This is a genomic window from Candidatus Accumulibacter sp. ACC003, assembly GCF_907163085.1.
GTDB lineage: Bacteria > Pseudomonadota > Gammaproteobacteria > Burkholderiales > Rhodocyclaceae > Accumulibacter.
In genome coordinates, this window is sequence record NZ_CAJQTX010000005.1 from 136886 (window position 1) to 163163 (window position 26278).

Below are 26278 nucleotides of genomic sequence, written 5' to 3' on the forward strand. Positions count from 1 at the left end.
ATGCATTTGATTTGTAACGAAACGTGATCTTGCGATGACTAGGCGAGGCGGCTCGACAGCGCGCCCGCCAGGAGCACGGCAGCTAGCCGCGCGGCAGCGCACGCCGGCCGTCGCCGACGTCTGCCGGGTTCAACGGTAGCGAACATCTCTCGAACGCATGTAAGCGGTGAAAAAACCGGCGTCGATGGCTTGCAGGCGCGCCCGTAACGCCACCAGCTTGGCGCTGTGGCCGCCTTTCTCGAGATCGAGAATCCGCGCCAGCAGCCGGTAAGCGTGCAGCGCCGGGATGCTCTCGGTCGCTGCGCCCTCCGCCTGCTGCGCAAGGGCGTCGGCCAGATCGACGTCGACGGCCGCCGCGCTGGCTGGCTGGTGAAGGAGGTGCCAGACGGGAAACCAGCTGGCGTCGAGGTCCTCAACGTCGGCTTCAAAGGCGACCCACTCCTTGGCGAGTTGCCGATCGTCGAGCTCGGCCAGCAGATCGGCGAAAGCGTCGGGAGCGTGCCAGGCGAGCACGAAGATTTTCGACAGCGCCGCTCGCCGGCCGGCACGGCGATAGCGGGTGATCGCCTGCCAGCGAAGCACCGCGCGATGCGTCGGCTGGCCGACGACGCCGCTCGCCGCTTCCTCGGCGGCCTCGTAGGCTTCGGCGCGCAGAAAAAGCTCGGCGGCGTGGAGCTGTGGTCGTTCGGGGTCGAAGGGTGCGCTGGCGGCGCGCGCCAGACGCAACCAGAAGAAGGTGAGGAAACCCTTGCCGGCATCACCCAGCACCCTGGCGCAGGGAACGACCCGGTCGCTGAACACTTCGACGACGACTTCGACGGCATCGGGGTCGAGCGCCGCAAAATCGGCACTCTGAAAGAGGCTCAGGAAATCGTGAAGTTTGTCGAGACACGGTAAGTCCGAGCGCTCGGGTGCGGCCGCACGCAAACAATCAATAGCGCGCGCCGCCCGCTCGCTGTCGAGCGCCGATAGCGCGGCGATCGCCTCGTTGGCCAGCGTAACCTCGTGCGAATCGAGGAAGATATCGAGCTGATGCACCTTGTTGATCGGCGTTAGTGGTCGTGCGCCTGCCGGCCGCGACTATTCCTCGCGGGGGCGGTAGGGAATTTTCAGAACACGCTCGAAGAGTTGCGGCTGTGCAGGCTTGGGCAAGGGCGAGGACTTGCGGATCGCCCGCTCGACGGCAGCGTCCAGCGCCTGGTTGCCGCTCGACCGACGGATCTTGACGTCAAGCACATCGCCGCTCGGTAGCTGCGTCACTTCGAAAACCGCCTCGGGATTACCCTGGATGCCCGGTGGCAAAGCGATGTTGCCGCGAATCTTGATACGGACCTTGTCGATATACTCGGCCTGGCCGCGCGCGATCTCGGCTGCTGCCTGCTCGGCCTGCAGCTGCTTGATCTGGCGCGCCTCGGCGTCGGCGCGCGCGCGCTGATCGCGAAGCGCTTTCTCGGCCGCTTTCTCTGCCGCTCTCTCCTTCGCTTCCTGCGCCGCCTTCTGCTGCTGCAGTTGCTTCTGTTCGCGCTTCAGTTCTTCGTCGAAATTTGGCCGAGGTTCCGGTTTCGGCTCTTCCTTCTTGGGCGGTTCCTTGGGCTTGGGCTCGTCCTTTTTCGGTGGCTCTTTCGGTTTTGGTTCTTCTTTCTTTGGTGGCTCTTTCGGCTTGGGTTCTTCCTTCTTCGGTGGCTCCTTGGGCTTGAGCTCTTCTTTTTTGGACGGCTCCTTGGGCTTCGGCTCTTCTTTCTTCGGCGCTTCCTTGATCTTCTTGTCTTCTTTCAGCGGGATATCCGGCTTGACCACGGGCTTTGGCTTTAGCTCGGGTTTTGGCTCGGGCTTGACGATCGGCTTGGGCTCGGGTGCTGGCTTCGGTTCCGGCTTCGGTTCAGGTTTGGGCTCCGGCTTCGGCTCAGGTTTGGGTTCGGGCCGCGCTTCGGGCTTGGCCGGCGCCGGCTCGGGTCGGCTGGCGGCCAGCGGCGCGGGCGCGCTGCGCCAGACTTCGACCTCGACGGACTTCGGTGCCTTGCTCTTCCATTGCACGCCGAAGAACAGCGCAGCGATGAGCAGCAAATGCACCATCGCCGACAAGACCAGCGATGGCCATTTGGCCGGATCTTCTGCTGGCAGCGGCCGCGTTACGGTGTCGTCGGATTCCACAGATCAGAAACTCACTTGCCGGTCGGCTGCACGAGCAGGCCGATGCGCTTGACCTCCTGCCGCTGCAGGTCGTCCATCACCTTGAGTACCGCTTCGTACTTGACGCTGCGGTGCCCGGCGATGACGACCGCCTGCTCGGGGTTTCTCTCCTGAGCGGCGAGAATCGCCTCCGACAACTCGCTGCGACTGACCGTCCGTTCGTTGGCGTTGGGCGCCAGCAGCGCCAGTGAGCCGTCGGCGTGAATCAACACCTGCAGCGCATCAGCGGGTGGCTGCGGCGCCTTGGCGACCGACGGCACGTCGATGCTGGCGGTGGTCATCATCGGCGCGGTGACCATGAAGATCACCAGCAGCACCAGCATGACGTCGATGTAGGGGACGACGTTGATCTCGTTCTTCAGGCGACGCGGACGCATGGCCTTACCTCACCTGCCGTTGCAGGATGTTCGAGAACTCTTCCATGAAAGACTCGAAGCGCGACGACAGGCGGTCGATTTCGTGCGCGAAGCGGTTGTAGGCGACGACCGCCGGAATCGCCGCGAAGAGGCCGATGGCGGTCGCCACCAGCGCTTCGGCGATCCCTGGCGCGACCGCCGAGAGCGTCGCCTGGCCGACGTTGGCAAGGCCGCGGAACGAATGCATGATTCCCCAGACGGTGCCAAAGAGGCCGACGTAAGGACTCACCGAGCCGACCGAAGCGAGAAAGGCGAGGTGCGAGTCGAGGCTGTCCATTTCGCGCTGGTAAGTGGCGCGCATGGCGCGTCGCGAACCGTCGATGACGTCCTTGGCGTCGAGGTTCTTCTGGCTGCGCAGCTTGGCGAATTCGCGAAAGCCGGCCTCGAAGATGCGCTCCATGCTGCCGGTACCGTGCCGATTGTTCATCGCGCTCTGATGCAGGCTGTTGAGATCGCCACCGCTCCAGAAGTCACGCTCGAACTGCTCGGTCTGACGGTGTGCCGCCTTGACCGTGAACCACTTGCGGAAAATGTAGTACCAGGACATGAACGAGACGCCGGCCAGCAACAGCATGACCGCCTGCACGACGGCGCTGGCATTGAGGATCAGGTGCAGGATCGAGAGGTCTTGCGAGACGTTCATTGCAGTGCTTCCAGTTGGGACCGCAGAAATGCGGGAATCGAAGTCGGCTGCATTCGCGCCGCGTTCACACAAACGATGTGCGTCGTGGCGCTGAGCAGCTCCAGCCAGCCGCCGTCGACGTGGTCGTCGGCGCGCAGGATGCTCTGGCGAAAGAATATCTGTGCGCGGCTGATCTTTGCCACTTCCAGGCTGACCAGCAACTCGTCGTCGAGCCGCGCCGGCTTCAGGAAGTCGACCTGGACGCTGCGCACGACGAAGGCAATGCCGGGGTCGCGAAGCAGCTCGGCCTGTTGCTGACCGGCGGCGCGCAGCCATTCGCTGCGGCAGCGTTCGAGGAACTTGAGATAATTGGCGTAATAGACGACCCCGCCAGCGTCGGTGTCTTCGTAGTAGATACGAACGGGAATCGAGAAAGCGCTGAGGGTGGACGGAGATTTCATAGTGAGATCAGATTCTAACGCAGCATTCTTCACGCAAACAGTAAGCTTTTGTGACCAGTTCTTCGGGGCTGCGGCTCAGCTGTCTCGCCACAGCGCTACCTGCGCGTCGCCGCGCGTATTTTCCAGGCCGAGGTGACGATAAACGGCCGCCGTCGCCACCCGGCCGCGCGGCGTGCGCTGCAGAAAGCCTTGCTGTATCAGATACGGTTCGAGAACGTCCTCGATGGTATCGCGCGCTTCGCCAATCGCCGCGGCGAGATTGTCGACGCCGACCGGGCCGCCGCCGAACTTGTCGATCACCGCCGCCAGCAGCTTGCGATCCATCACGTCGAGCCCGCCGTGGTCGACGTCGAGCATCAGCAGCGCCGCGTCGGCGACCTCGCGGGTAATCCGGCCGGCGGCCTTGACCTCGGCGAAATCGCGGACGCGACGGAGCAAGCGGTTGGCGACGCGCGGCGTACCACGCGAACGCCGCGCGATCTCCAGCGCACCACCCGGATCGGCCGGCACCTTGAGCAATTGCGACGAGCGCGTGACGATCAGCGTCAGCTCTTCGGCGGTGTAGAACTCGAGCCGGGCGACAATCCCGAAGCGGTCGCGCAGCGGGTTGGTCAGCATGCCGGCGCGAGTGGTCGCGCCGATCAGCGTAAATGGCGGCAGATCGAGCTTGACCGAGCGCGCCGCCGGACCCTCGCCGATCATGATATCGATCTGAAAGTCTTCGAGCGCCGGATAGAGGATCTCTTCAACGACCGGCGACAAGCGGTGGATCTCGTCGATGAACAGCACGTCGTGCGGTTCGAGGTTGGTCAGGATCGCCGCCAGGTCGCCCGCGCGTTCGAGTACCGGCCCCGAAGTCGAGCGCAGGTTGACGCCCATCTCGGCGGCGATGATATGCGCCAGCGTCGTCTTGCCGAGTCCTGGCGGACCAAACAGGAGAACGTGATCGAGCGTGTCGCTGCGCCTTCTGGCGGCTTCGATGAAGATCGACAACTGCTCGCGAATCTTTGCCTGCCCGACATACTCGGCCAGCCGCCGGGGCCGCAGGGCGCGCTCGATCGCTTCCTCCTGGGTCGATTTCGACTCACCGGCGATCAGTCGCTCGGGCGGGGCGCTGCTCAGGTCGTCGCTCTGGATCATGTCGTCTCCGCCACAGTCGCCGCCGGCGATGCTTCGGGAATCGCGTAAGCCAGCCACTCGCGAATCAGCACCTGCCCCAGTCCGAGCAGCGTCGGCCCGAGGAAAATGCCGATGAAACCGAAAACCAGCACACCGCCAAAAACGCCGACGACGATCAACAACAGCGGCAAGCTGGCGCTTCGTGAAATCAGGATCGGCTTGAGGAAGTTGTCGACGCTGCTGATACCGAACATTCCCCACAACACCATGAACACCGCCCAGCCCGTCTGGCCGCCGTTGTAGAGCCAGATCGCCGCCCCCAGCCAGATCAGCGTCGCGCCGATCACCGGCACCATCGAAAAAAAGAAGGTCGCAACAGTCAGCACGATGACGCCCGGAACACCGGCGATGACGAAACCGAGCATCGCCACCAGCGCCTGCGCGGCGGCTGTACCGACGATCCCGGCCATCACCCCGGTCACGGTTCCTTCGGCCAGCGCCAGCATGCGCTCACCGAGGTCGCCAGCGAGCATGCGGCTGCCGGTGCGCAGCGCGTCAGCGTAGATGTGGGCATCGCGAAAGATGAAGAATACGAAGAAGATCACCAGCACCAACTGCAGCAAGCCTTGCGCGAACAGCGCGACAGCCGCCAGAGCAAATTTGCGGGTGGGGTCGAAAATCTGACCCAGGAGCTTGTTCAGTTCTTCGCGGCTCTCGGCCAGATCCTGCCAGTAGCGGCCAATGTCGGGCCCGAAGACCGGCAGATCGACGATCCACTGCGGCGCCTCGGACGGCACACCGCTCTCCAGCAGGGGCTTCAGCGAGCGAATGCCCATCTGCACACCGTCGGCGAGCGTCCCCGAGAGCAGCGCCATCGGCACCACCAGCAGCAGCAGCAGCAAGATCGACAGCAGCAGCGCGGCGAGATTGCTGCGGCCGCCGCAGAGCGTCAGCAGGCGGTTGCGGATCGGCAGCGTCGTCAGGCAAATGACGATGGCGAACAGCAGGGTGCCGGTAAACGGCAACAGCACGGCCACACAGCCAATCAACAGCAGCGCCACCAGGGCGATCTGAATGAGTTGTTTGTGGCTGGGATTCATGGTCGAGTCATGGTCGAGTCAGGCCCTTGAGAGCAGCTTGAGCGCCTGCCGAATGCCGTCGGATGTTGTGCTGTCGGCTGGCAGCTGCTTCATTGCGGCAGCCGCTTCGCGATCATTGTAACCTAGCGCCAGCAGTGCATTGAGGATGTCACTGCGGCTGCTGTCGGCAGCGACGACGGCGCTCGGCAGGACGTCGGCGAGCTTGCCCTTGAGTTCGAGCAACAGACGTTCGGCGGTCTTGGTGCCGATGCCGGGCACTTTCGTCAGCCGTCCGACTTCCTGGCGGGCAACGACCTGTGCCAGATCGCCGACCGACAGCCCGGACAGCACCGACAGCGCCAGACGCGCGCCGACGCCAGTGATTTTCAGCAACTGGCGAAACGCGAAGCGCTCGGCTTCGCTGGCAAAGCCGTAGAGAAAATGACCGTCCTCGCGGACCACGAAGTGCGTCAGCAAAGCGAGCTTCTCGCCATTTTCCGGGAGATTGTAGAAGGTGCTCATCGGCACGTCGAGTTCGTAGCCGACGCCATGCACGTCGACCACCACCTGCGGCGGATTCTTTTCCACCAGGATTCCGCTGAGGCGGCTGATCATCGTTTGCTCTCCTTGCCGACCAATAGCCGGCCATTGCGGACGCGCAGTCCGCGGCTGCTGATAGCGCCCAGCCCCTGCCCGCCGTGCGCGTGCGCGATCGCGCACGCCAGCGCGTCGGCGGCGTCCGGACTCGGTGTTCCCGACAGCGACAGCAGGTGGCGCACCATGTGCTGCACCTGGACCTTGTCGGCGTGGCCGTTGCCGACCACCGCCTGCTTGACCTGCAAGGCCGTGTACTCGGCGACCTCGAGGCCGCTGGCGACCAGCGCGCAGATCGCCGCGCCGCGTGCCTGACCGAGCAGCAGTGTCGATTGCGGGTTGACGTTGACGAAAACGATCTCGACGGCGGCCTGATCGGGTCGATGCATTTGCACCAGCTCGCGCAAGCCGGCGTGAATCGTCCCCAGACGGCCGGGCAGCGCGTCGGCGGTGTCGGTCTTGATGCAGCCGCTGGCCAGGTAGGTCAAGCGGTTACCGGTTTTCTCGATGACGCCGAAACCGGTGATCCGCAAGCCCGGATCGATGCCGAGGATGCGCAAGACCAGCGGTTCGGCGTCGCTCATCGGGAACGCGCCCGCGCCAGATAAACGCCACTCACCGCCAGCACCATCCCGGCGATCGCCAGGCCACTCAGGGTTTCGTCGAAAAGCAGCCAGGCGATCACCGCCGTGCTCGGCGGCGTCAGGTAGAACAGCGTCGCGACATTGACCGCGCTGCCGCTGCGGATCAGCACATTGAGCAGGCTGATCGCCCCGACCGAGAGCACCAACACCAGCCACAACAGCGCAAAGACGAACTGTGGTGTCCAGTCGATGAGCATGCTTTCGGTCGCCGAAGCGACCACCGCGGTGAGCACGGCGGTCGGCAGGAACTGGATTACCGAGCCGGTGCGCAAGTCGAAGTGTGGGCAGAAGCGCTTCTGATACAAGGTCCCCAGGGTGATGCCAAGCAGCGCCGCGAAAGCCGGCACCAGCATCGACACCAGCGGCACGTCGCCGAGCTTGTTGGCCACCACCAGTGACACCCCGACGAAACCGAGAAACAGCCCCAGCCACTGCCGCGGCGCGACGCGTTCGCCGAGCAGCAAGCCGACGCCGCAAGCGGTCAGCAAGGGTTGCATGCCGACCACCAGCGCCGTCACGCCGGCCGGCAAACCGTGTTTGATGGCCATGAAAACGCCGCCCAGATAGACCGCGTGCACCAGCAAGCCGGAAACACCGATGTGCATTGCCTGGCGCGCAGTGGCCGGCCAGGGCGCGCGCGTCAGCAGAACGAAGGGAATCATCAAGGCCAGCACCAAACAGTAACGCGTGAGCAGAAAGGTTAGCGGCTCGGCGTAAGGCAGACCAAACTTGGCGCCGATGAAACCCGTGCTCCACAGGAAGACAAAAAGAAACGGCAGGACCGCCGTCAGGCGCGATATCGGTTTGCTGGTTGGCATGGCAGGGCGGTATCTGGACGCAACGCCGGAGTGTACCAAGCTCGCACGCCCGATGGCAGCAATCGCGGCAAATTCCGCGCGATGACATTGTCCTGTGCCGGTCGTCACCACGGGTCAGCGCGGCAGCGCGCTGACCCGTACGGCGGCCAGGCAGGCGGTCGGCAAGACGAAAGCGGAACTATTTCGTCGCGGCGTCGGCGGCAGGCGATTTGGCGGCGCTGGCAGCCCCTTTGACAGTCGTCTCGCCGCTCAGACGCACGTCATTTTTCATCTTGCCGAGTAGCACCGGACCGATACCGGGAACCTTGTTCAGATCCTTGACCTTCTTGAACTCACCGTTCTTCGTCCGGTAATCGACGATTGCCCTGGCCTTGCTCGGGCCGATGCCGCTGAGCGTCTGTAGTTCTTTCTCGCTGGCGGTGTTGACGTTGACCACGGCCAGGGCATTGGCGGCAGTGATCAGCAGAGCGCAGAACAGGGTCATCAGTTTGGCCATGGCGGTCGTCCTTGAAAGATGCGGTGAGCAGAGCGGCAGGTCTTTTCCCTGCCTGCTGGCGTGCAACGTGCTGCGGTAAAGCAGTAGCCAGCAAGAACGTACGCAGCGGCGGCGTTGGCCAACGCGCAAGCATCCTGAAATCCGGGCCAGCGGCCGATCAGCAGCGCTGCCAACACCTCACTTACGGACTCGCGGCCGATGGCCGAGAGCGCGCGAGATTTCGCTGGCGGTGGCCTTGATCGACTTCACCCAATCGGGATTGTGGCGATCGCTGGGCGCCGACACCGACAGCCCGGCGACGATCTGTCCCTCGTCGTCGACCACCGGCGCGGCGATGCAACGCAGGCCGATCTCGGCTTCTTCGACGTCGAAGGCTACTTCGTGCCGGCGGATCTTGTCGAGCTCCTTCTCCAGCGCTTCGAGGGTAGTCAGCGAATGCGGCGTCTTGCCCGGCAGGCCGGTGCGGCGGGCATACGCGCGAACGTCGGCGGCGGTATCGGCGGCGAGAAAAAGCTTGCCGACCGAAGTCAGGTGCAGCGGCGCGCGGCCACCGACCAGATAAACGACCCGCAGCAGCGCGCGACCGCTCGAGGTACGCTCGACGTAGATGATCTCGTCTTCGTGACGAATGCCGAGATTGACCGCCTCGCCGATCACTTCGTGCAGCTGCTGCATGTACGGCAGCGCCACCTGGCGAATGTTGATCCGCGACTTGACCAGATTGCCCAGCCCGAGCAGGCGGATACCGAGTGCGTAGGTGCCAGCGTCGTGGCGCTCGACGATCGCCGCCTGCGTCATCGCCGCCAGGATGCGGTGCGCGGTCGACGGGTGCAGGCCGGTGCTTTTGGCCAGTACCTTGAGGCTCGCCGGTTCGGGCATCTCGGCGAGCACCTCGAGCAGCGACATCATCCGCTCGATGACCTGAATCGAAGCTTTCTCTGCCTGTTGTTCCGCCATCGCCTTCGTCTCGAACCTTCCGTTTTGGCCTGCGGGGGAATACCATTGGGCGCTCCGCCACTCGCCCACCGCATCTTGTGCGGCGCAATATCTTACCATCATGCGCGTTGCCCTGTTCGTCACGTGTCTGGTCGACCTGCTGCGCCCGAGCATCGGCTTCGCGGCGATCAAGCTGCTCGAAAACGCCGGCTGTACGGTCGAGGTAGCGGCGACGCAGACCTGCTGTGGGCAGCCCGCGTATAACGGTGGCGACCGCGCAGCGGCGATCGCCCTGGCCCGGAAGACCATCGCCGAATTCGAGCACTGCCAGCGTGATCAGGGCTGTGCCTACCTGGTCACCCCCAGCGGTTCGTGCGCCGACCAGATCAGAAACGCCTACCCGGCGCTGCTCGCCGACGATCCGGCGTGGCAAAGCCGCGCCGAGCACCTCGCGGCGCGCGCTTACGAACTCACCGATTTCCTGGTCACCGTCCTGCACGTCGAGTCGGTCCCCGGCGATTTTGCCGGCAGCGTCAGCTACCACGACTCGTGCAGCGGCCTGCGCGGCCTGGGAATCCGCGAGCAGCCACGCGCGCTGCTGGCGCTGGTGCCAGGCCTGACGCTGCGGGAAATGCCGGCGGCCGAAGAGTGCTGTGGTTTCGGCGGTGCTTTCTCGATCAAATTCGGCGCCATCTCGGCGGCGATCGCCGAAAAGAAATGCGTCAATGCGCGCCTGGCCGCCGCCGATGCGCTGGTCGGTGGCGACCTCGGCTGCCTGCTGAACATCGAAGGCAAGTTGCGCCGGATGGGTGACCGGCACACGCGCGTGCTGCACGTCGCCGAAGTGCTGGCTGGCGTGAGCACCGCCGACGCGACGCCGAACTGATGCAGCAGCAGTCAATGTTCTTCAAGGCGCGCGCCACGGCGACGCTCGCCGACGTCGGCTTGCAGGCCAATCTGCGCCAGGCCAAGGGCAAGTTCGTCGACAGCCGCGCGCAGGCGGTGGCCGATTACGATCGCGAAAACGAAGGCGACTTCGAAGCCTTGCGCCTCGCCGGCGAGGCGATCCGCAAGCGCGTCGTCGACGATCTCGACAGCTGGCTCGAGGTTTTTGAAGAACGAGCGACGGCACGCGGCGCGAGCGTCCTGTGGGCGCGCGACGGCCAGGAGATCTGCGACCTGGTGCTGGACATCGCCAGAACGCACGGCGTGCAGAAGGTCATCAAGTCCAAGTCGATGCTCTCCGAGGAAGCCGGCCTCAACCAGGCGCTCGAGGCCGCCGGCGTGCGCCCGGTAGAAACCGACCTCGGCGAATACATCCTGCAGATTGCCGGCAACGAGCCGCCGTCGCACATCATCGCGCCGGTCATGCACAAGAACGTCGACCAGGTCGCCGACCTCTTCGCGCGCACGCACGGGACGCCGCGGCAGACCGCCATCCCGGCGCTGACGCGCGAAGCGCGCGCCGTGCTGCGCGAGCATTTCGTCAGCGCCGAGATGGGAATCTCGGGCGCCAACTTCCTGATCGCCGAGACCGGCAGCGCGGCACTGGTCACCAACGAGGGCAACGGCCGCATGGTGAGCAGCCTGCCGAAAGTGCACGTGGTGATCACCGGCATCGAAAAGATCGTCCCGACGCTGGCCGATTTTGCCACCCTGATGCGCCTGCTGCCGCGCTCGGCAACCGGCCAGGTGATCTCCAACTACGTCTCGCTGCTCACCGGCAAGGCGCGCGGCAGTGCCGAGGAAAGCACTACGGCGGCGACGGACGCGACGGACGCGACGGACGGCCCCGAGCACGTCTATTTCATCCTCGTCGATAACGGCCGCGTCGGTCTGCTCGGCAGCGAGTTCCAGTCGATGCTCGCTTGCATTCGCTGCGGCGCCTGCCTGAACCACTGTCCCGTTTATCAGACCATCGGCGGCCACGCCTACGGCTGGGTCTACCCGGGGCCGATGGGTTCGGTCCTGACGCCGCTCTTGCGCGGCGTCGAAAAAGCCCTCGATCTGCCGCAGGCGTCTACACTTTGCCAGCAGTGCAGCGTCGTTTGTCCGGTCCGCATCCCGCTGCCCGAACTGCTGCGCAAGCTGCGCGAGCGGCAGACCCGCGCCGGCTTGCGACCACGCGGCGAGCGCTTGGCCTGGCGACTGTGGGCCTGGCTGGCGGCGCGACCAGGCTGCTACGATCTGGCTACGCGCGCCGCCTTGCGCTATCTGAACTGGCTGGCCGGCGGCCGTGAGCGCATCGAAGTGCTCGGCATCGCGCCGGGCTGGAGCGCCGGCCGTGATTTCCCGGCGCCGCAGGGCAAGACCTTTCGCCAGCTGTATCGGCAGCAAACGAAGCCGCGTTGACGTCGATCGCTGCTCGGGACGCCGCCGACCGTTGCGATTCATCGGTCGCCGACGCGACTTGCACCTTGAACAAGGAGTGATTTCCGAATGATGTTAGATCCCGACGCGATCCTGGCCATTCCGCTATGGATCAATGGACACGCCTATCTGACGATGGCGCCGAGTTTTTTCGATGTCTGCGACCCGCGCAGCGGCCAGGTCAAACGCCGGACGCCGATGTGCGGCGCGGCCGAAGCGCTGACCGCCGTAGACGCCGCGCAAGCCGCGCTGCCCGACTGGGCGGCCCGGACGGTCGGCCAGCGGGCGGCGTTACTGGCCGCGCTGGCCGACTCGCTGGCCGAGTACGAGGAACACTTTGCCGGCCTGATCAGCGAAGAAACGGGCCAGGAGGCGACTCTGGCGGCCGCCGAAGTCGCCGCAGTCCTGCGCCTGCTGCGCGCTGCCGCAAGCGACCCGCAGGCCGCGACCACCGGCGGCGCGGGAGTGGTCGCGATCGTCAGCGACGATAGCGCGCCCCTGCTCGGCGCCTTGCGGCACGCCATTCCGGCGCTGCTGGCGGGCGCAACGGTGGTCGTCAAGCCGAGCCCGAAAGCGCCGTCAGCAGTTTTTGCGCTGGCCGAACTGAGCGCCAGCAGCGCTTTCCCGGGCGGCGTCTTCAACGTCCTGCACGGCGACCTGGCGGCGATCGAAGGACTCTGCGCAGCCAGCGCCGTCAGCCTGCTGCTGTTCGCCGGCGAACCGTCGCTCGGCGCCAAAGTTGCCGCCATCGCCAGCGGTCACGGCAAGCCTTTTGTCGATTGAGGCCAAGGGCGCCAGGCACCGCGTCGTCGATTGACCAGGCCTGACGGCGCCACCTATACTCGCCGTTGCAGGGCCGCGTTTCTCTTTGCAAAACAGGAGCGATCACGATGCCGACGACGAAACTGTTTCTGGCTTGCAGCCCCGAACTCAACGCCGATCGGCAGGCGCTCGAAACGCTGATCGAACGTAAGAAGAATGATTGGCGAACGCTGGGAAAGGCGCTCGAACTGATCGTCGGCGACGATCTTCCGGACACGGCGCCGGCGCCCGGGAACGCGCACTCCAGGCACATCGGCGATGCCGACATCGTCGTCCTGTTGGTGTCGACCAGCGTCGCTCCGTCCACCACCGCGGCCTTCGAGGACGCCTGCGCGCGCTTCGAAGCCAGCGGCAAGCCTGCCGTTTTCGCTTATTTCAAGGAGCCGCCAGCCGGCGCCAACGCGCACGATCTGACGAGCGTGGCGGCGCTACAGGAGACGCTGCAAGCGCGCGGACAGCGCTGTACGCGCTACGCGCAGCTCAGCCAATTGACGCTCGCTTGCGAACAGCAGCTCGACCGGCTGGCGACGAGCAGCTTTGTCGCCGGACTGAGCGGCGCTGGCGCCATCGCACAAGGGCCCGGGGCAAGCACAGCCGCCGGCGGCGGCGTGATTGTCGGCGGCGTCAATAGCGGCAACATCAATACCGGCACGCAGGTCTACGGCGATTTCACGCTCGTCGTCGAGGCCGGCAGAACGCCGGCCGGCGTGCCGCGGCAAGCGCCGCCGCCGGCGGCAGACCACGTGCAGCGCCCGCACGAGCTGGCCCAGATCAAGGCGCTATTGCTCGATGATCGCGGCGCACTGCGGCCGAACACCGTCGGGCTGCATGGCTTTGGCGGGGCCGGCAAGACGACCCTGGCGCGTCTCGTCTGTGCCGACACGGCGCTGCTCGAGGCGTGCCGCGACGGCATCCTGTGGGTGCCGCTGGGCCAGAATCCGCCCGATTCGCGCGCCCAGATCGCAGACCTGGTCAGCGCCCTGACTGGCGACAGCAGCGCTTGCGCGACGCTGCCCGGCGCCCGCGCACGGCTGCAGGCCGCGCTCGTCGGGCGTCGCCTGCTGCTGGTGCTCGACGACGTCTGGGACGAGGCGCACATCAGAGATCTGCTCGAAGCGAGCGCTGGCTGCGCGCGGCTGGTCACCACCCGCAATACCGGCGCGCTGCCATTCACCGCCGAGCTCATCGATCTGAGCAGCATGCGCGAAGAAGACGCCAGACAAATGCTCGGTGTCGGCCTGCCGCCGGGACAGGACGCGCGCCTGCTGGCGCTCGCGCAGCAGCTTGGCAACTGGCCGGTTCTGCTGCGCCTCGCCAATCGCAGCCTGCTGCAGCGTCTGCGCCAGAAAACGGCGTTAGCGAAGGCGCTCGATGCCGTCGAGCGTAGCCTGGCGCGCAAGGGCGTGCTGGCTTTCGACCCGGCGTCGGATAGCGTGCAGCGCGACCAGGCGGTGGCGGCGACGATCGACGCCAGCCTCGAGCTGCTCGAGGCCAGCGAAAGACAGCGCTACCAGGAGCTGGCGATCTTCCCGCAGGATGTGCCGATCCCGCTGACTGGCGTCGCCGATCTCTGGCAACTGACGGGTGGTCTCGATCGGCAGCAGAGCGACGAGCTGCTGTCGTCGCGACTCGACCCCTTGTCGCTGCTCGACTACGACGGCAGTAGCAGCACGCTGCAACTGCACGACGTGCTGCGTCGCTACGCCGCGACCCGCTTGGCCGACGAGGCGTCGCTGCACCTGCGCCTGGCCGAGCATTGGGGCGACCGGCCGGCGCACGGCAAGACCTACGCGTGGCGCTGGCTGGCCTTTCACCGCGGCCAGGCGGCGATGCGCAGCGGCCAGCCGCAGCGCCACCAATTGACCGAACAGCTACTGGCGCTGGTCACCGACCAGGGCTGGCAGCAGGCGCACGAGGCGGCGCTCAAGGATCTGCCGGCCTTGCGCGAAGCGCTGACCATCGCGCTCGACGCGGCGGTCGCCGATGACGTCCCGCTCGGTGTCGCTTTGGTCGTCCGAGCCGCCGACGCCATACAGCGCTTCAACGGCGATTACTCGCGCCCCGAACCGATCTTCGATCTGGCGCGGCAAGGCGACCTCGCAGGAGCCAGCCGGCGCAGCGCGCTGTTTGCCATCGACGAGCACTGGCGCCAGGTCGTCCTCCTGCTGGTCGCCTGGCTGGCACCCGCGGAGAAGCGCGCCGAAGCGCGCCAACTGCTCGACGAGGTCGCCGCAAAGCTCGCACCCCAGCCACTCCTGAGCGACCTGTTGAGCTGGGTCCGCGCTGACCTCTGCGGTCAGCCGTCGCCGGATTTCGCCTTCCTGGTCGCGCCGCAGATGGCCGACGAGGAGGTCATCGACGAGCTGCTCAAGCGCGTCGGCGGCGGCCACTACAACAGCAGCTTCATGATCGAGAGAGGACTCGACGCGAACGTCCAGAATCCCGATGCGCCACCGCCGACCGAAGGACTCTACCGGCAGATCGTTCCCGGCGACGGCAACGACGATCCGGCCGACGAGCGCGCTACGACCCGCTACCTGGCCGAACTCGATGGCCCGTATCTGGTCGCCTACGCGGCTGGCGACGCGGCCAAGGGCAGCGACGCCCTCGAACGCTACCTCAGCGTCTACACCAACTACAGCTATTCCGAATATCGCTTCAGTACGCTCTGGCTACTGCTCGGCTTCGTCGTCCAGCTGCCGCGCCGCGACGGCGGCCAGTGGGTGCAGAACGCCGTTGAGAGAATTCTCGGCGCCGCGTTGGGCGGCGGCAGTGTCGAATTCGACGGTGGTCTGGCGATTGCCACCACCGCCCTGCGAGCCAAGCTGGGCGACGCCGATGCGCTGGCTGCGCTGCACGAGCAGGCACATCGACTGATCGACGAGGCGGCGCGGCTCAAGCCGGGGCGCGAGCGGACAGGCAGCGACATCTGGGGCCATCACAAGCGCTTGCTGCTGGCCAGCGCGCAGGCCCTGGGCTGGCTGCTCGACGAGCACGATTGGGCTGAGCCGCTGCTCGACGAAGCGTCGGCGCTGGCTGATTCGGGTTTTGCCGGTTACCAGGCGCCGGCTTGTCTGGCTTTGGCCGAAGCACTACTGATCTGTGACCAGGGCGAGCAGCGGCGCGGCGCCGACATCGAACAGGCGCTGCAGTGGGCGCAGCGCGCGGCGCACAACGTCCAGGATCCAAGCTTCTGTGCGCGCATGACGGCGCGCGTCAACGCCATGCGGCGCTACTGGTGGCACGATTTCGACCTCGAAGAACGCGCCCGGCAGGTGACCGGCGGCGCCGCCCTGCCCGAGCTCGCCGGCTTGCACCACGTCGGTCACGAATTCACCGATCGCCGACCGGACGCGCTGCAGCTGCCGCCGTGGGCGACCGACGATGACAGCTTCGACGCCTTGCAGCGGCTCTACCAGCGGCCCAAGGCCGCCTTCCTGCGCCTCAACGGTGGCGAGCGAGCGCTCGCCCCAGGCGACGAAGTCGCCGTTCCCGATCGAAGCTTCGTCGCGCAACTCGCGGCGCGCCTCGCCGCCGAAACACTGGCGCAGGCGGCGCATGGACCACTGAGCGAACCGCGCCTGCGCTTGCTGTGTTCGCTGGTACCCGCCGCGCTGGCCAGCCCGACGGCTCTCGACGCCGTGTTGACCCGCCTGCTCCTGGCGCAGGGTCGCCGCGAGTCGCCGCTGGAAGCGACCGAGGTGGCGGCGCTCGAAGCGCTGCTCGCCAGCCGTCCAGCGGCGGCGAACGACGGCGCGGCGAGCGAGCTGCTTGCGGGACGACTACCCGCTTGATGGACGAGATGCAGGCCGCACTGGCTGGCCACGACATCGCCACGTCGGCAGCGTGACCATTGCCCAATCGTGGCGCGGAACGTATCCTCCGGCGATGCCCCTGACCGACCACCTGCTGCCCGCAGAGCTTCGCGATCCTGACGACCTTCGCTGCGGCCGTCCCGGCAGGCTCTGAGGCGATGCGTTTCTTCTGGCTGGGCGTCTTCGGCTTGCTGGCGATGGTCGCCAACGCGCAGGCGATCACCGTCGCCGCGGCCGCCGACCTCAAGTTCGCGCTCGCCGAAATCGCCGCCAATTACGAGAAGAAAACCGGCCGCAAGGTCATCGTCTCCTTTGGCTCGTCGGGCAACTTTGCGCGCCAGATCCCGCAGGGCGCGCCCTTCGAGATCTTCATGTCGGCCGACGAGGAGTACATTTTCCGCCTCGCCGAGCAGGGATTGCTGCGCGACGACGGCCACCTGTACGCCATCGGACGGATCGCGCTGCTGGCGGCACGCGGCTCGTCGCTGGCGGTCGACGGCGAGCTGCGCGGCCTGGCGGCGGCGCTCGCCGATGGCCGTCTGCAACGACTGGCGATCGCCAATCCACAACACGCGCCCTACGGTCGCGCCGCGCGCGCGGCGCTCGAACACGCTGGCCTCTGGCAGGCGCTGCAGGGCAAACTGGTGGTCGGCGAAAACGTCGCGCAGGCGGCACAGTTCGCGCTCAGCGGCTCGGCGCAAGGCGGCATCGTCGCCTGGTCGCTGGTCAAGGCGCCGGAATTGGCCAGGCTCGGCGTCGCCGTGCTGATCCCCGCCAGTTGGCATCCGCCGCTGCGCCAGCGCATGGCCCTGACGCGCCGTGCCGGCAGCGACGCCAGCGACTTCTACGCTTACCTGCAGCAGGCCGCGGCGCGCGCCATCTTCGAGCGCTACGGTTTCGCGCTGCCAGCGAGGTGAGCGCTTGATCGACTGGCAAGCGCTGTCGCTGTCGCTGCAACTCGCCACTGCCACGGCGCTGCTGCTGCTGCCGCTGGCGATCTGGCTGGCGCGCCTGCTGGCGTGGTCGCGCTTTCCTTACCAGGGCGCTGTCGAAGCGGCGATCCTGCTGCCGCTGGTCCTGCCGCCGACGGTCCTCGGCTACTACCTACTGCTCGGCCTCGGCGGCGCCTCGCCGCTCGGCCAGGCCTACCACGCACTGACCGGGCGAGCGCTGGTGTTCAGTTTCGACGGACTGCTCGCCGCGTCGCTGATCTTCAACCTGCCCTTCGCCGTACAGCCGATGCAGCGCTCGTTCGCGGCGATTCCGCGCGAAGTCCGCGAAGCGGCGTGGGTCTCGGGCCTGTCGCGCTGGCAGACCTTCCGGCGCATCGAACTACCGCTGGCGTGGCCGGGCATCGCCGCCGCGCTGGCGCTGACCTTCGCGCACACGCTCGGCGAGTTCGGCGTCGTGCTGATGGTCGGCGGTAGCGTTCCCGGCGAGACCAAGACCATCGCCATCGCCATCTACGACCAGGCGCAGGCGTTCAACGACACGGCCGCCGCCGGCATGTCGGCGCTGCTACTGGCGCTGTCCTTCGGCGCCGTGACGCTGGTCAGCTGGCTCGGCCGCTCGGTACTGCGCCGATGACGCTCGTCGCCCGCCTCGAACAAGCGGCGCCGATTCCGCTGGCCGCCGACATCGCCTGCGACAGCGGCGAGCTGCTGGCGCTGGTCGGGCCGTCGGGCAGCGGCAAGTCGACGATCCTGCGCTGCCTCGCCGGCCTGCACCGGCCGGCCGCCGGCCACGTCCGCTGCGGTGACCAGACGTGGTTCGACGGCGGCCGCGGCATCGACGTTTCGCCGCAGCAACGCCGCGTCGGCTTCGTCTTCCAGCACTACGCGCTGTTTCCGCACCTCAGCGCGCAGGCCAACGTGATGGTCGCGCTGCAGCACCTGCCGGCCGGCGAACGCGCCGCGCAGGCGCGGCAGTGGCTGGCGCGCACCAGGCTCGAAGGCCTCGAAGCGCGCCGCCCGGCCGAACTTTCCGGCGGCCAGCAGCAGCGCGTGGCGATCGCCCGCGCGCTGGCGCGCGAGCCGCAGTTGCTGCTCCTCGACGAACCCTTCTCGGCGGTCGACCAGGTGACGCGGCGCAAGCTGCTGCGGCAACTGATCGAACTGCGCCGCGCGCTGGCGATCCCGATCGTCCTCGTCACCCACGACCTCGAGGAAGCGGCGCTGCTCGCCGACACCATGACCGTCCTGCACCACGGGCGCACGCTGCAAACGGCAACGCCCGACGAGCTGCTGGCCCGGCCGGCGAGCGCGCTCGTCGCGCGCCTGACCGACCAGCCGAACGTCTTCGTCGGCAGGGTCATCGAACAGTCGCCGACGACCGACACGACGCTGATCGAATGGCTTGGCCAGCCGCTGCGGGCGGCGCATCACGCCGGCTTCGCGGTCGGCGACAGCGCCTGCTGGGTGGTCCCCGAAGCCGCCGTGATCCTCGTCCGCGAGCACCAGCTCGATCGCGAAAACACCCTCGAGGCAACCGTCAGCGAGCGACTCGCCTGGCGCGGGCACGCGACGGTCAGCGCGCGCGTCGGCGGCCGCCACGACGCGACGCTGTCGTTCGCCATCGGCGCCGCGGTCGCACAGCGGCGCGGCATTGGCCCCGGCGCGCGCGTCGCGCTGCAGTTGCAGAAGGCCGCGATCAGCCTGACGCCGGCAGATCCGCCGAGCGGCAGCGCCGCCAGCACAAGGAGTGAGCTCCAGACATGAACAATTCCTCGTCGAAAGCCGACATCCTGGCGCGCGTTCGCGCCGGCCTGCGGCAAGACCCGGCGCGCGCCGAAGACCGGCGGGCCCGGGTCCTCGAACAGCTTGCGACGCCGACCGACGGCCCGCGGCCGCGGCTGACCGGCGACCTGCTCGAACGTTTCTGCCAGCGCTCGCTGGCGATGTCGTCGACGGTAGACCGGGTCGCCAGAATCGCCGACGCACCGGCAGCAATCGCCCGCTATCTGGCCGCCGGCGGCTTGCCGAGCGCCGCCGTCTGCTGGCACGAGTTCGCCGACCTCGACTGGGCCGGCGCCGGTCTTGCGGTCGCCGCACGCGCGGCGCGCGACGAAGACCTGGTCGGCATCACCGGCGCCTTCTGCGCGATCGCCGAAACCGGCACGCTGATGCTGCTCTCCGGGCCGCAGACCGCGGCGACGACCAGTCTGTTGCCCGAAACGCACATCGCCATCGTCGCCGCCGACCGCGTCGTCGCCGGCATGGAGGAAGGCTTCGCACGCCTGCGCGCCGAACACGGCGAAATGCCACGCGCGGTGAACTTCGTCTCCGGCCCGTCGCACACCGGCGACATCGAGCTGACCATCGTCCTCGGCGCGCATGGCCCGTATCGGGTGCATTTGTTGATCGTGGACGCTAGTTGATAAGGGCGGCAGGCCGATTGCGGCTGGACCTGTCGTCGCTTTCCAGGGACTATCTGTCTGGCGGGCCGCTGACGGCGACCAGCCATTGCACTGACACGACGCGGTGACGAGCGGCACGACACCTGCGGACGCGACCAAAGACAGTTTTCGTAAAACCCGGCTTTGAAGGAATCGCAAATGGATGCTGAATGGGTCCTCACCACCCTTACCGATGCCATGGAAGCACTCGAAGCAACGATCGGCGAACTCGAGTCGGACCCGGAAGCCGTCGACGAGCGGCTGCCGCAATTGCTGCCGGCAATCTACGCCAAGCTCAACTACGCGTGGAATAGCCGCGAGCTGGGCCCCGAGGCGATCGACAAGCTCGACCACGACGCATTGATCGGCTTCCCGAAAGACCTGCCGCTGTGATCGGCACGCGCGTGTAGCGTTGCACGCTGTATGGAACTACGAGGCCACTGAGCGCCAGCGCTTTCCGCGCGCTGCCCTGCCCGCGCCGCGTCATTGCGAGGCGGCGCAGCCGACGTGGCAATCCAGAGATTTTTCTCCTGGAGTTGTCGATCCGTCGGCGGTGAAGAAATTTGAGGGTGGCACTGGATTGCCGCGTCGGCTTTGCCTCCTCGCAATGACGGAGTGGGTGCCTGCCGCGTGTCGGCCGTGGCGATGCCCAGCCGTCAACTGCTGTCTTGCCGCGAGGTCGACGAATCGATCACCAGCACGGCTCATCGCCTGGGCTTCGAGAACATGGGTCGCCTGGCCAGATTCTATCGGCACTATTTCGGCGAGCTGCCCCGGCGGATCTTCCTCGCGCTGGTAGCCGAAGTTCTGCTGTATGTCTTTGTATTTTTTTAAATAACGGTGGATGAAGCGAGATCGGCTTCTGCCTACGCAGCGCGCTTCTGGGCTTTTGGCTTGAGGGGGAAGGCAAGGCCAATGGCACCGAGGATCTGTGCCTGTTGCTCGTCCGGGCGCGGCAGGTGAGTGTGACGCTGACCGTTGCGGTCGGTGCTGTAGAGGTAGGTCAGTCGTCCGAGCGCCAGTAGGGCGTCGTCCGAGGTAATGGCGGTACTACTGCTTTCGGTCGTGCCGAAGGCCTGACGCAGCCCCGCTTCAAACTGTCGGGTGATCTTCAACGCCAGCATCGCCACGAACACATGCGCTTTGGTGCGCTCGGCCTTGCGCAGGAAGATCGGACGGATTTCCAGGAAGGCGGTCTTCACGGTGCGGAAGTTGCGCTCGACTTTTTGCAGGTCCCGATAGCGCGCATCGACCGTCTTGGCATCCATCATGTCCACCGGCACGTTCGTTTCCAGGAGGTAGCAGCCGTCGAGCAGAGCGTCCTGCGCTTTGGCCTCCTCGTCGATAGACCAGACAATGACGCGTTCCTCCAGCGTCAGCGTGACAAACCCGCTGAGCTTGTGGCGCTTGGCCCAGTTCTGCAGGGCGGCCAGGCCTGTCGCGGCGCTGGCGCGGGTGGAGTCCTTGACGAAGGCGTTACGTGCGGTGATCTTTGCCTGCAACTGGGTCAGCTTGTCGTCCCGCCGCCGCTCCTCGCGTACCCGCACGGTATCGTTGCGGCGCACGATCAGGCGCTTGTCGCCGTGCTCCACCTCGCACAGATGTGCGTCGAAGAGATCCGTCTGCAACACGCCCTGCTTGAGAAAGGTACGCACCTGGGCGTCAGTCAAGGCGGTGATATAACGAAAGCCCTGCGCCGACAGCGCCGCTTTCCCCTTGGCTTTGATCATTCCCCGGTCGCCGACCAGCACCACCTCGGCCAGGCCGAATTGCTCTTTGAGAATCGTGATCTGACTGGCCACCGTCGTCGGGTCCGCCGTGTTGTCTTCGAAGACTCGCACAGCCAGGGGCTCCCCGTCCTCCGCGGTCAATAAACCGATGACGATTTGCTGCTTGCCCCGCTTGCCGTCGCGGTTGTAACCGTACCGCCCCAACTCGTTGCATTCCCCTTCAAAGTAGCTCGAGGTGACGTCGTAGAGCACCAATACCGGTGGCTGGCCCTGTTGTTTGACATAGGCCTGGTACAGCTCGCGCTCAATGCGCTCCTGCTGGCTCGCCAGCCAGTCCAGCGCCGCGTAGAGATCATCCTCATCAAAGTCGTCCACCCCCAGCACGCTGGCCACCGCGTGCTGCTGCGCCCAGCGCACCGCCGACAACCGCGACCCACCATGCGCGATGCGTGCCAGAATCAGGAACAAGTTGAGCTTGCTTTCCGGGGCCGTGCCCAGCACCCGCGTGATGCCCACCTGGTCAGCCAGATGCTTGAGCGCAAACAGAACACCGAAAATCTCACCACTGGTCATCTCCCCGGACCAATCGTCGAACTCGCCTTTCACCAGACGTTCCATCGCGGTGATCTGCTCCGCAGACCAATTCGTCAGATTGGCGATAGTCCGTGTGCAGACCTTGCCCCCCTCGCGATACGATTCGCGAAGCAGAATGGCTGGCCTAGACTTGCGGTTGGGGATGTGGGCGATGTACATGCCGACACTTAACAATATAACGACATGTTTGTAAAACCGTAAATACATTGTTACATGCCTACGCGTTCGGGCGATTTATGGCTTACTTCAATTACATCAACGACTTACATTGATGGTGCGTGGAAGATCCGCCCGGGAAACACGCCGCCGCCACGATTGACGCCGGGTCGGGACCGCGCCAGCGGCTCGCCGGCAGGCTCGACAGCCGACGGCGGCGCAACGACGATAACGCGGCGGAGACGCGCCTGGGCAAGCACGGTAAATTTGTTCTCGTGCCGGGATCAAGGTGATACGTGGCCTGTAGAATTTTTGGTCATGCGCAGGTAGTCGAAGACCAATCGGATGTTGCGGTTGAGGTGGCGCATTTTTTCGGAAATGCTGGTTTTGCCGTCGGAGAAGTGGTGCAGGATTCCGACGGCAAAGCGGCGCAGGCGTGACATGTTCTCGGGTCCGTAACCAGTCCGAATACGGCTACGGTCCTCGTCGTAGTTCCAGTCGATGACGTAGTGACAGCGGTTCTCTATCGACCAATGGCCGCGATTGATGGCGAGAATTTGCTGTGGGCTGGCCTGTTCTGGAGGGCGACTGGTGATCCCGAGAGCGATTTCGTGCGTCCGCTTGCCGCTCTTCTTGTGCAGCACTTCGCGCTCGATCAAGAACACCTGGCCGACATACGGGAAGTCGAGATAGGCGTTGAGGGCATTGCTGCACCAAATACGCCGAGTCTCGATCCGACCATGGTCAGGTGGCGAAACCGCCACGAAGTCTGCCCCCTTCCGATCCTGGAAGAGGAGCGCGATATCGGCTTGCAGTGTTGGCTGATTGCCTTTGACCGTGAAGTGATAGTGCGCCTTGCGCTCCACCAGGTAGGTCGCCAGCTTGCGCTGTGTCAGTAGCGCGTCGGCGGTGATGTCCTTGCCCTGAATATCGATCGCATCGAGCAGGGGTATGAACATCCCGATTTCATTGGTCTGCTTGAGCTCGTCCCCGCCATTTACGGGCAAGGTGCCGACTTTTTTTGGGTGTGACACACGCCGGTCTGATGCCCGACCACGCTCATGATGTGTGCTTGCTGACCGTGCTCGTCATGGGCATTGCGCATGGTCTTGCCGTCGACCGCCAGACTGGGGTCGTCTTGAGCATAGGCCTTGTTCCACTGCTGACACGCTTGATCGAGCGCCATGGGATCGACACGGATCAGGACGTCACGAATGATGAACTCGCTGGGTACGCGGTAAACGCCCTTCTCGCGACGACAGCGGAAACGCTCGCGTGCTTTCGGTGTGAGGTCTTTGGCCCACCCGGCGATGGCTTTGTAGCCCCGCATTCCGCACAAGACCGCCGCCGTGGCGATGGCCAGAACGGCAGGAAGGGGGTGACGCCTTCCTTGCGCGCGCCGCGGGTCGGCGATGCCGGCAAAGAAATCGGGAAGCGTGCGCATCTGTTCGGCGGTGAGCATCATCCTGGGCGCTCCTGTGCGATAGCGGGGGTTGAGTATCGAGCGGGAAAGTTGGCCGCGAGCGTCCGCCTGCAAGGGGCGAACAAAGACAACTTTGGGCGACGTCGGGTGGGCGCTGTAGCCTTCTCGGGTGCGGCGAAAGCCTTGCGTCAGCCCCAGAGGCGTCCAGTTCGCGGCGCGATAGACGGTCCCCTGGAAGCGCGAGGGGTCCACAAAGGTCTCCAGCAGTAACAGCGGCTTCCCGAAATGCGCCTGCCAATCCTCGGCGACCCGTCGCTCGCACAGCGAGAGCACCTTGGAGCCGAGATTGGGGTAATGCCAATCGGGAAGGATCAGAAAGCGACTGTTGTTGGCGACCAGGCCCAAGCGATCGTACTGATGCCGATAGTCCCAGCCGATCCAGCGGTCACGAACGCCGCATTTCCAGGCCGCCGCAGAGAAACTCAGCAGGGCCGTCCACTTTTCGCCGTAGGTGGCCACGTACCAAAGCGTGTGCCCGATCTTCGCCAGGTCGCCCAAGTAGTGATGCTCTGCCATCAACTCCCGATAGCGAGCCTCTTCGCTCTTGCCCACCAAGCGAACACGCAATGCACCAAGAACGCTTTCCATGCGCCATTTATACGGACTTCCGGCGCAGATGTCCAGGGGGAAGAACTAACTGCTTGATTGCCCGTGCGTTGCCTGAGAGGACAAATCCACCCTGCCTGGGCAAGCACGGTAAATTTGTTCTCGTGCCGGGATCAAGGTGATACGTGGCCTGTAGAATTTTTGGTCATGCGCAGGTAGTCGAAGACCAATCGGATGTTGCGGTTGAGGTGGCGCATTTTTTCGGAAATGCTGGTTTTGCCGTCGGAGAAGTGGTGCAGGATTCCGACGGCAAAGCGGCGCAGGCGTGACATGTTCTCGGGTCCGTAACCAGTCCGAATACGGCTACGGTCCTCGTCGTAGTTCCAGTCGATGACGTAGTGACAGCGGTTCTCTATCGACCAATGGCCGCGATTGATGGCGAGGATTTGCTGTGGGCTGGCCTGTTCTGGAGGGCGACTGGTGATCCCGAGAGCGATTTCGTGCGTCCGCTTGCCGCTCTTCTTGTGCAGCACTTCGCGCTCGATCAAGAACACCTGGCCGACATACGGGAAGTCGAGATAGGCGTTGAGGGCATTGCTGCACCAAATACGCCGAGTCTCGATCCGACCATGGTCAGGTGGCGAAACCGCCACGAAGTCTGCCCCCTTCCGATCCTGGAAGAGGAGCGCGATATCGGCTTGCAGTGTTGGCTGATTGCCTTTGACCGTGAAGTGATAGTGCGCCTTGCGCTCCACCAGGTAGGTCGCCAGCTTGCGCTGTGTCAGTAGCGCGTCGGCGGTGATGTCCTTGCCCTGAATATCGATCGCATCGAGCAGGGGTATGAACATCCCGATTTCATTGGTCTGCTTGAGCTCGTCCCCGCCATTTACGGGCAAGGTGCCGACTTTTTTTGGGTGTGACACACGCCGGTCTGATGCCCGACCACGCTCATGATGTGTGCTTGCTGACCGTGCTCGTCATGGGCATTGCGCATGGTCTTGCCGTCGACCGCCAGACTGGGGTCGTCTTGAGCATAGGCCTTGTTCCACTGCTGACACGCTTGATCGAGCGCCATGGGATCGACACGGATCAGGACGTCACGAATGATGAACTCGCTGGGTACGCGGTAAACGCCCTTCTCGCGACGACAGCGGAAACGCTCGCGTGCTTTCGGTGTGAGGTCTTTGGCCCACCCGGCGATGGCTTTGTAGCCCCGCATTCCGCACAAGACCGCCGCCGTGGCGATGGCCAGAACGGCAGGAAGGGGGTGACGCCTTCCTTGCGCGCGCCGCGGGTAGGCGATGCCGGCAAAGAAATCGGGAAGCGTGCGCATCTGTTCGGCGGTGAGCATCATCCTGGGCGCTCCTGTGCGATAGCGGGGGTTGAGTATCGAGCGGGAAAGTTGGCCGCGAGCGTCCGCCTGCAAGGGGCGAACAAAGACAACTTTGGGCGACGTCGGGTGGGCGCTGTAGCCTTCTCGGGTGCGGCGAAAGCCTTGCGTCAGCCCCAGAGGCGTCCAGTTCGCGGCGCGATAGACGGTCCCCTGGAAGCGCGAGGGGTCCACAAAGGTCTCCAGCAGTAACAGCGGCTTCCCGAAATGCGCCTGCCAATCCTCGGCGACCCGTCGCTCGCACAGCGAGAGCACCTTGGAGCCGAGATTGGGGTAATGCCAATCGGGAAGGATCAGAAAGCGACTGTTGTTGGCGACCAGGCCCAAGCGATCGTACTGATGCCGATAGTCCCAGCCGATCCAGCGGTCACGAACGCCGCATTTCCAGGCCGCCGCAGAGAAACTCAGCAGGGCCGTCCACTTTTCGCCGTAGGTGGCCACGTACCAAAGCGTGTGCCCGATCTTCGCCAGGTCGCCCAGGTAGTGATGCTCTGCCATCAACTCCCGATAGCGAGCCTCTTCGCTCTTGCCCACCAAGCGAACACGCAATGCACCAAGAACGCTTTCCATGCGCCATTTATACGGACTTCCGGCGCAGATGTC

The 26278-nt window shown here is 65.3% G+C and carries 27 protein-coding genes; 10 read left to right on the forward strand and 17 right to left on the reverse strand.

Translation table 11 applies throughout. The features are described from left to right. Positions 1–129: 129 nt before the first annotated feature. The 12 genes from QZ656_RS10470 to QZ656_RS10525 form a co-directional block, all read right to left on the reverse strand. The gene (locus QZ656_RS10470) at positions 130–1038 is read right to left on the reverse strand and encodes a hypothetical protein (RefSeq protein WP_291993338.1); all 909 of its coding nucleotides are present in this window, start codon (positions 1036–1038) and stop codon (positions 130–132) included. Positions 1039–1080: 42 nt separating this feature from the next. Then, complete coding sequence (gene tolA, locus QZ656_RS10475; protein ID WP_291993339.1) at positions 1081–2151, reverse strand: cell envelope integrity protein TolA; 1071 nt, start codon at positions 2149–2151, stop codon at positions 1081–1083. An 11-nt stretch (positions 2152–2162) separates the two neighbouring features. Further along, positions 2163–2567, reverse strand: a complete 405-nt coding sequence (tolR, locus tag QZ656_RS10480) for a protein TolR (protein ID WP_291993340.1) — start codon at positions 2565–2567, stop codon at positions 2163–2165. 4 nt (positions 2568–2571) lie between these two features. After that, positions 2572–3249 (reverse strand): protein TolQ, encoded by a 678-nt coding sequence (tolQ, locus tag QZ656_RS10485; RefSeq protein ID WP_291993341.1) that lies wholly within the window; start codon positions 3247–3249, stop codon positions 2572–2574. Then, positions 3246–3689 carry a tol-pal system-associated acyl-CoA thioesterase gene (gene ybgC, locus QZ656_RS10490; RefSeq protein WP_291993342.1) on the reverse strand — a complete coding sequence of 148 codons (444 nt, stop codon included), beginning with the start codon at positions 3687–3689 and terminating at the stop codon, positions 3246–3248. The genes tolQ and ybgC overlap by 4 nt, the downstream gene beginning before the upstream one ends. Before the next feature lie 75 nt (positions 3690–3764). After that, positions 3765–4829, reverse strand: coding sequence for a Holliday junction branch migration DNA helicase RuvB (gene ruvB, locus QZ656_RS10495; RefSeq protein WP_291993343.1), 1065 nt, complete (start codon positions 4827–4829; stop codon positions 3765–3767). After that, positions 4826–5908, reverse strand: coding sequence for an AI-2E family transporter (locus QZ656_RS10500; RefSeq protein WP_291993344.1), 1083 nt, complete (start codon positions 5906–5908; stop codon positions 4826–4828). Before QZ656_RS10500 ends, ruvB begins: the two co-directional genes overlap by 4 nt. An 18-nt stretch (positions 5909–5926) precedes the next feature. Continuing rightward, positions 5927–6502, reverse strand: coding sequence for a Holliday junction branch migration protein RuvA (gene ruvA, locus QZ656_RS10505; RefSeq protein ID WP_291993345.1), 576 nt, complete (start codon positions 6500–6502; stop codon positions 5927–5929). Further along, positions 6499–7065: a crossover junction endodeoxyribonuclease RuvC gene (gene ruvC / locus QZ656_RS10510; protein WP_291993346.1), complete on the reverse strand. Its 567-nt coding sequence runs from the start codon at positions 7063–7065 to the stop codon at positions 6499–6501. The genes ruvA and ruvC overlap by 4 nt, the downstream gene beginning before the upstream one ends. Then, positions 7062–7943 (reverse strand): DMT family transporter, encoded by an 882-nt coding sequence (locus QZ656_RS10515; RefSeq protein ID WP_291993347.1) that lies wholly within the window; start codon positions 7941–7943, stop codon positions 7062–7064. Before QZ656_RS10515 ends, ruvC begins: the two co-directional genes overlap by 4 nt. A gap of 178 nt (positions 7944–8121) precedes the next feature. Continuing rightward, positions 8122–8439 carry a helix-hairpin-helix domain-containing protein gene (locus tag QZ656_RS10520; RefSeq protein WP_291993348.1) on the reverse strand — a complete coding sequence of 106 codons (318 nt, stop codon included), beginning with the start codon at positions 8437–8439 and terminating at the stop codon, positions 8122–8124. Positions 8440–8616: 177 nt separating this feature from the next. Next, positions 8617–9396: an IclR family transcriptional regulator gene (locus QZ656_RS10525; RefSeq protein WP_291993349.1), complete on the reverse strand. Its 780-nt coding sequence runs from the start codon at positions 9394–9396 to the stop codon at positions 8617–8619. A gap of 100 nt (positions 9397–9496) precedes the next feature. Here QZ656_RS10525 and QZ656_RS10530 point away from each other — a divergent pair, with 100 nt between their 5' ends. The 10 genes from QZ656_RS10530 to QZ656_RS10575 all read left to right on the forward strand — a co-directional run bounded on the left by QZ656_RS10530 (position 9497) and on the right by QZ656_RS10575 (position 20610). Then, positions 9497–10261, forward strand: a complete 765-nt coding sequence (locus QZ656_RS10530) for a (Fe-S)-binding protein (protein WP_291993350.1) — start codon at positions 9497–9499, stop codon at positions 10259–10261. Beyond that, a complete protein-coding gene (locus QZ656_RS10535) occupies positions 10261–11727 on the forward strand; it encodes a lactate utilization protein B (protein ID WP_291993351.1) in 1467 nt (488 codons plus the stop codon). Before QZ656_RS10530 ends, QZ656_RS10535 begins: the two co-directional genes overlap by 1 nt. 87 nt (positions 11728–11814) lie before the next feature. Beyond that, a complete protein-coding gene (locus QZ656_RS10540; protein WP_291993352.1) occupies positions 11815–12528 on the forward strand; it encodes an aldehyde dehydrogenase family protein in 714 nt (237 codons plus the stop codon). A gap of 107 nt (positions 12529–12635) precedes the next feature. After that, entirely contained in the window at positions 12636–16361 is a 3726-nt protein-coding gene (locus tag QZ656_RS10545; protein ID WP_291993353.1) for an NB-ARC domain-containing protein, read from the forward strand. Positions 16362–16540: 179 nt separating this feature from the next. Further along, complete coding sequence (gene modA / locus QZ656_RS10550; RefSeq protein ID WP_291993354.1) at positions 16541–17299, forward strand: molybdate ABC transporter substrate-binding protein; 759 nt, start codon at positions 16541–16543, stop codon at positions 17297–17299. 7 nt (positions 17300–17306) lie between these two features. Further along, on the forward strand, positions 17307–17969 hold the full coding sequence (modB, locus tag QZ656_RS10555) for a molybdate ABC transporter permease subunit (RefSeq protein ID WP_291993827.1): 663 nt from the start codon (positions 17307–17309) through the stop codon (positions 17967–17969). Beyond that, positions 17966–19099, forward strand: a complete 1134-nt coding sequence (locus QZ656_RS10560) for an ABC transporter ATP-binding protein (RefSeq protein ID WP_291993355.1) — start codon at positions 17966–17968, stop codon at positions 19097–19099. The genes modB and QZ656_RS10560 overlap by 4 nt, the downstream gene beginning before the upstream one ends. Beyond that, positions 19096–19758, forward strand: a complete 663-nt coding sequence (locus tag QZ656_RS10565; protein ID WP_291993356.1) for a lactate utilization protein C — start codon at positions 19096–19098, stop codon at positions 19756–19758. Before QZ656_RS10560 ends, QZ656_RS10565 begins: the two co-directional genes overlap by 4 nt. A gap of 177 nt (positions 19759–19935) precedes the next feature. After that, on the forward strand, positions 19936–20169 hold the full coding sequence (locus QZ656_RS10570) for a hypothetical protein (RefSeq protein ID WP_291993357.1): 234 nt from the start codon (positions 19936–19938) through the stop codon (positions 20167–20169). Positions 20170–20421: 252 nt separating this feature from the next. After that, on the forward strand, positions 20422–20610 hold the full coding sequence (locus QZ656_RS10575; RefSeq protein WP_291993358.1) for a hypothetical protein: 189 nt from the start codon (positions 20422–20424) through the stop codon (positions 20608–20610). A gap of 32 nt (positions 20611–20642) precedes the next feature. Here the strand turns inward: QZ656_RS10575 and QZ656_RS10580 are convergent, their stop codons facing one another. The 5 genes from QZ656_RS10580 to QZ656_RS10600 all read right to left on the reverse strand — a co-directional run bounded on the left by QZ656_RS10580 (position 20643) and on the right by QZ656_RS10600 (position 26245). Then, positions 20643–22124, reverse strand: coding sequence for an IS1634 family transposase (locus tag QZ656_RS10580; protein ID WP_291991551.1), 1482 nt, complete (start codon positions 22122–22124; stop codon positions 20643–20645). Positions 22125–22540: 416 nt separating this feature from the next. Beyond that, positions 22541–23290 carry an ISAs1 family transposase gene (locus tag QZ656_RS10585; protein WP_291991589.1) on the reverse strand — a complete coding sequence of 250 codons (750 nt, stop codon included), beginning with the start codon at positions 23288–23290 and terminating at the stop codon, positions 22541–22543. After that, entirely contained in the window at positions 23254–24327 is a 1074-nt protein-coding gene (locus tag QZ656_RS10590) for a Druantia anti-phage system protein DruA (protein ID WP_291991588.1), read from the reverse strand. The genes QZ656_RS10585 and QZ656_RS10590 overlap by 37 nt, the downstream gene beginning before the upstream one ends. A 131-nt stretch (positions 24328–24458) precedes the next feature. After that, the gene (locus QZ656_RS10595; RefSeq protein WP_291991589.1) at positions 24459–25208 is read right to left on the reverse strand and encodes an ISAs1 family transposase; all 750 of its coding nucleotides are present in this window, start codon (positions 25206–25208) and stop codon (positions 24459–24461) included. After that, positions 25172–26245 carry a Druantia anti-phage system protein DruA gene (locus tag QZ656_RS10600; RefSeq protein ID WP_291992010.1) on the reverse strand — a complete coding sequence of 358 codons (1074 nt, stop codon included), beginning with the start codon at positions 26243–26245 and terminating at the stop codon, positions 25172–25174. The genes QZ656_RS10595 and QZ656_RS10600 overlap by 37 nt, the downstream gene beginning before the upstream one ends. Positions 26246–26278: the final 33 nt, after the last annotated feature.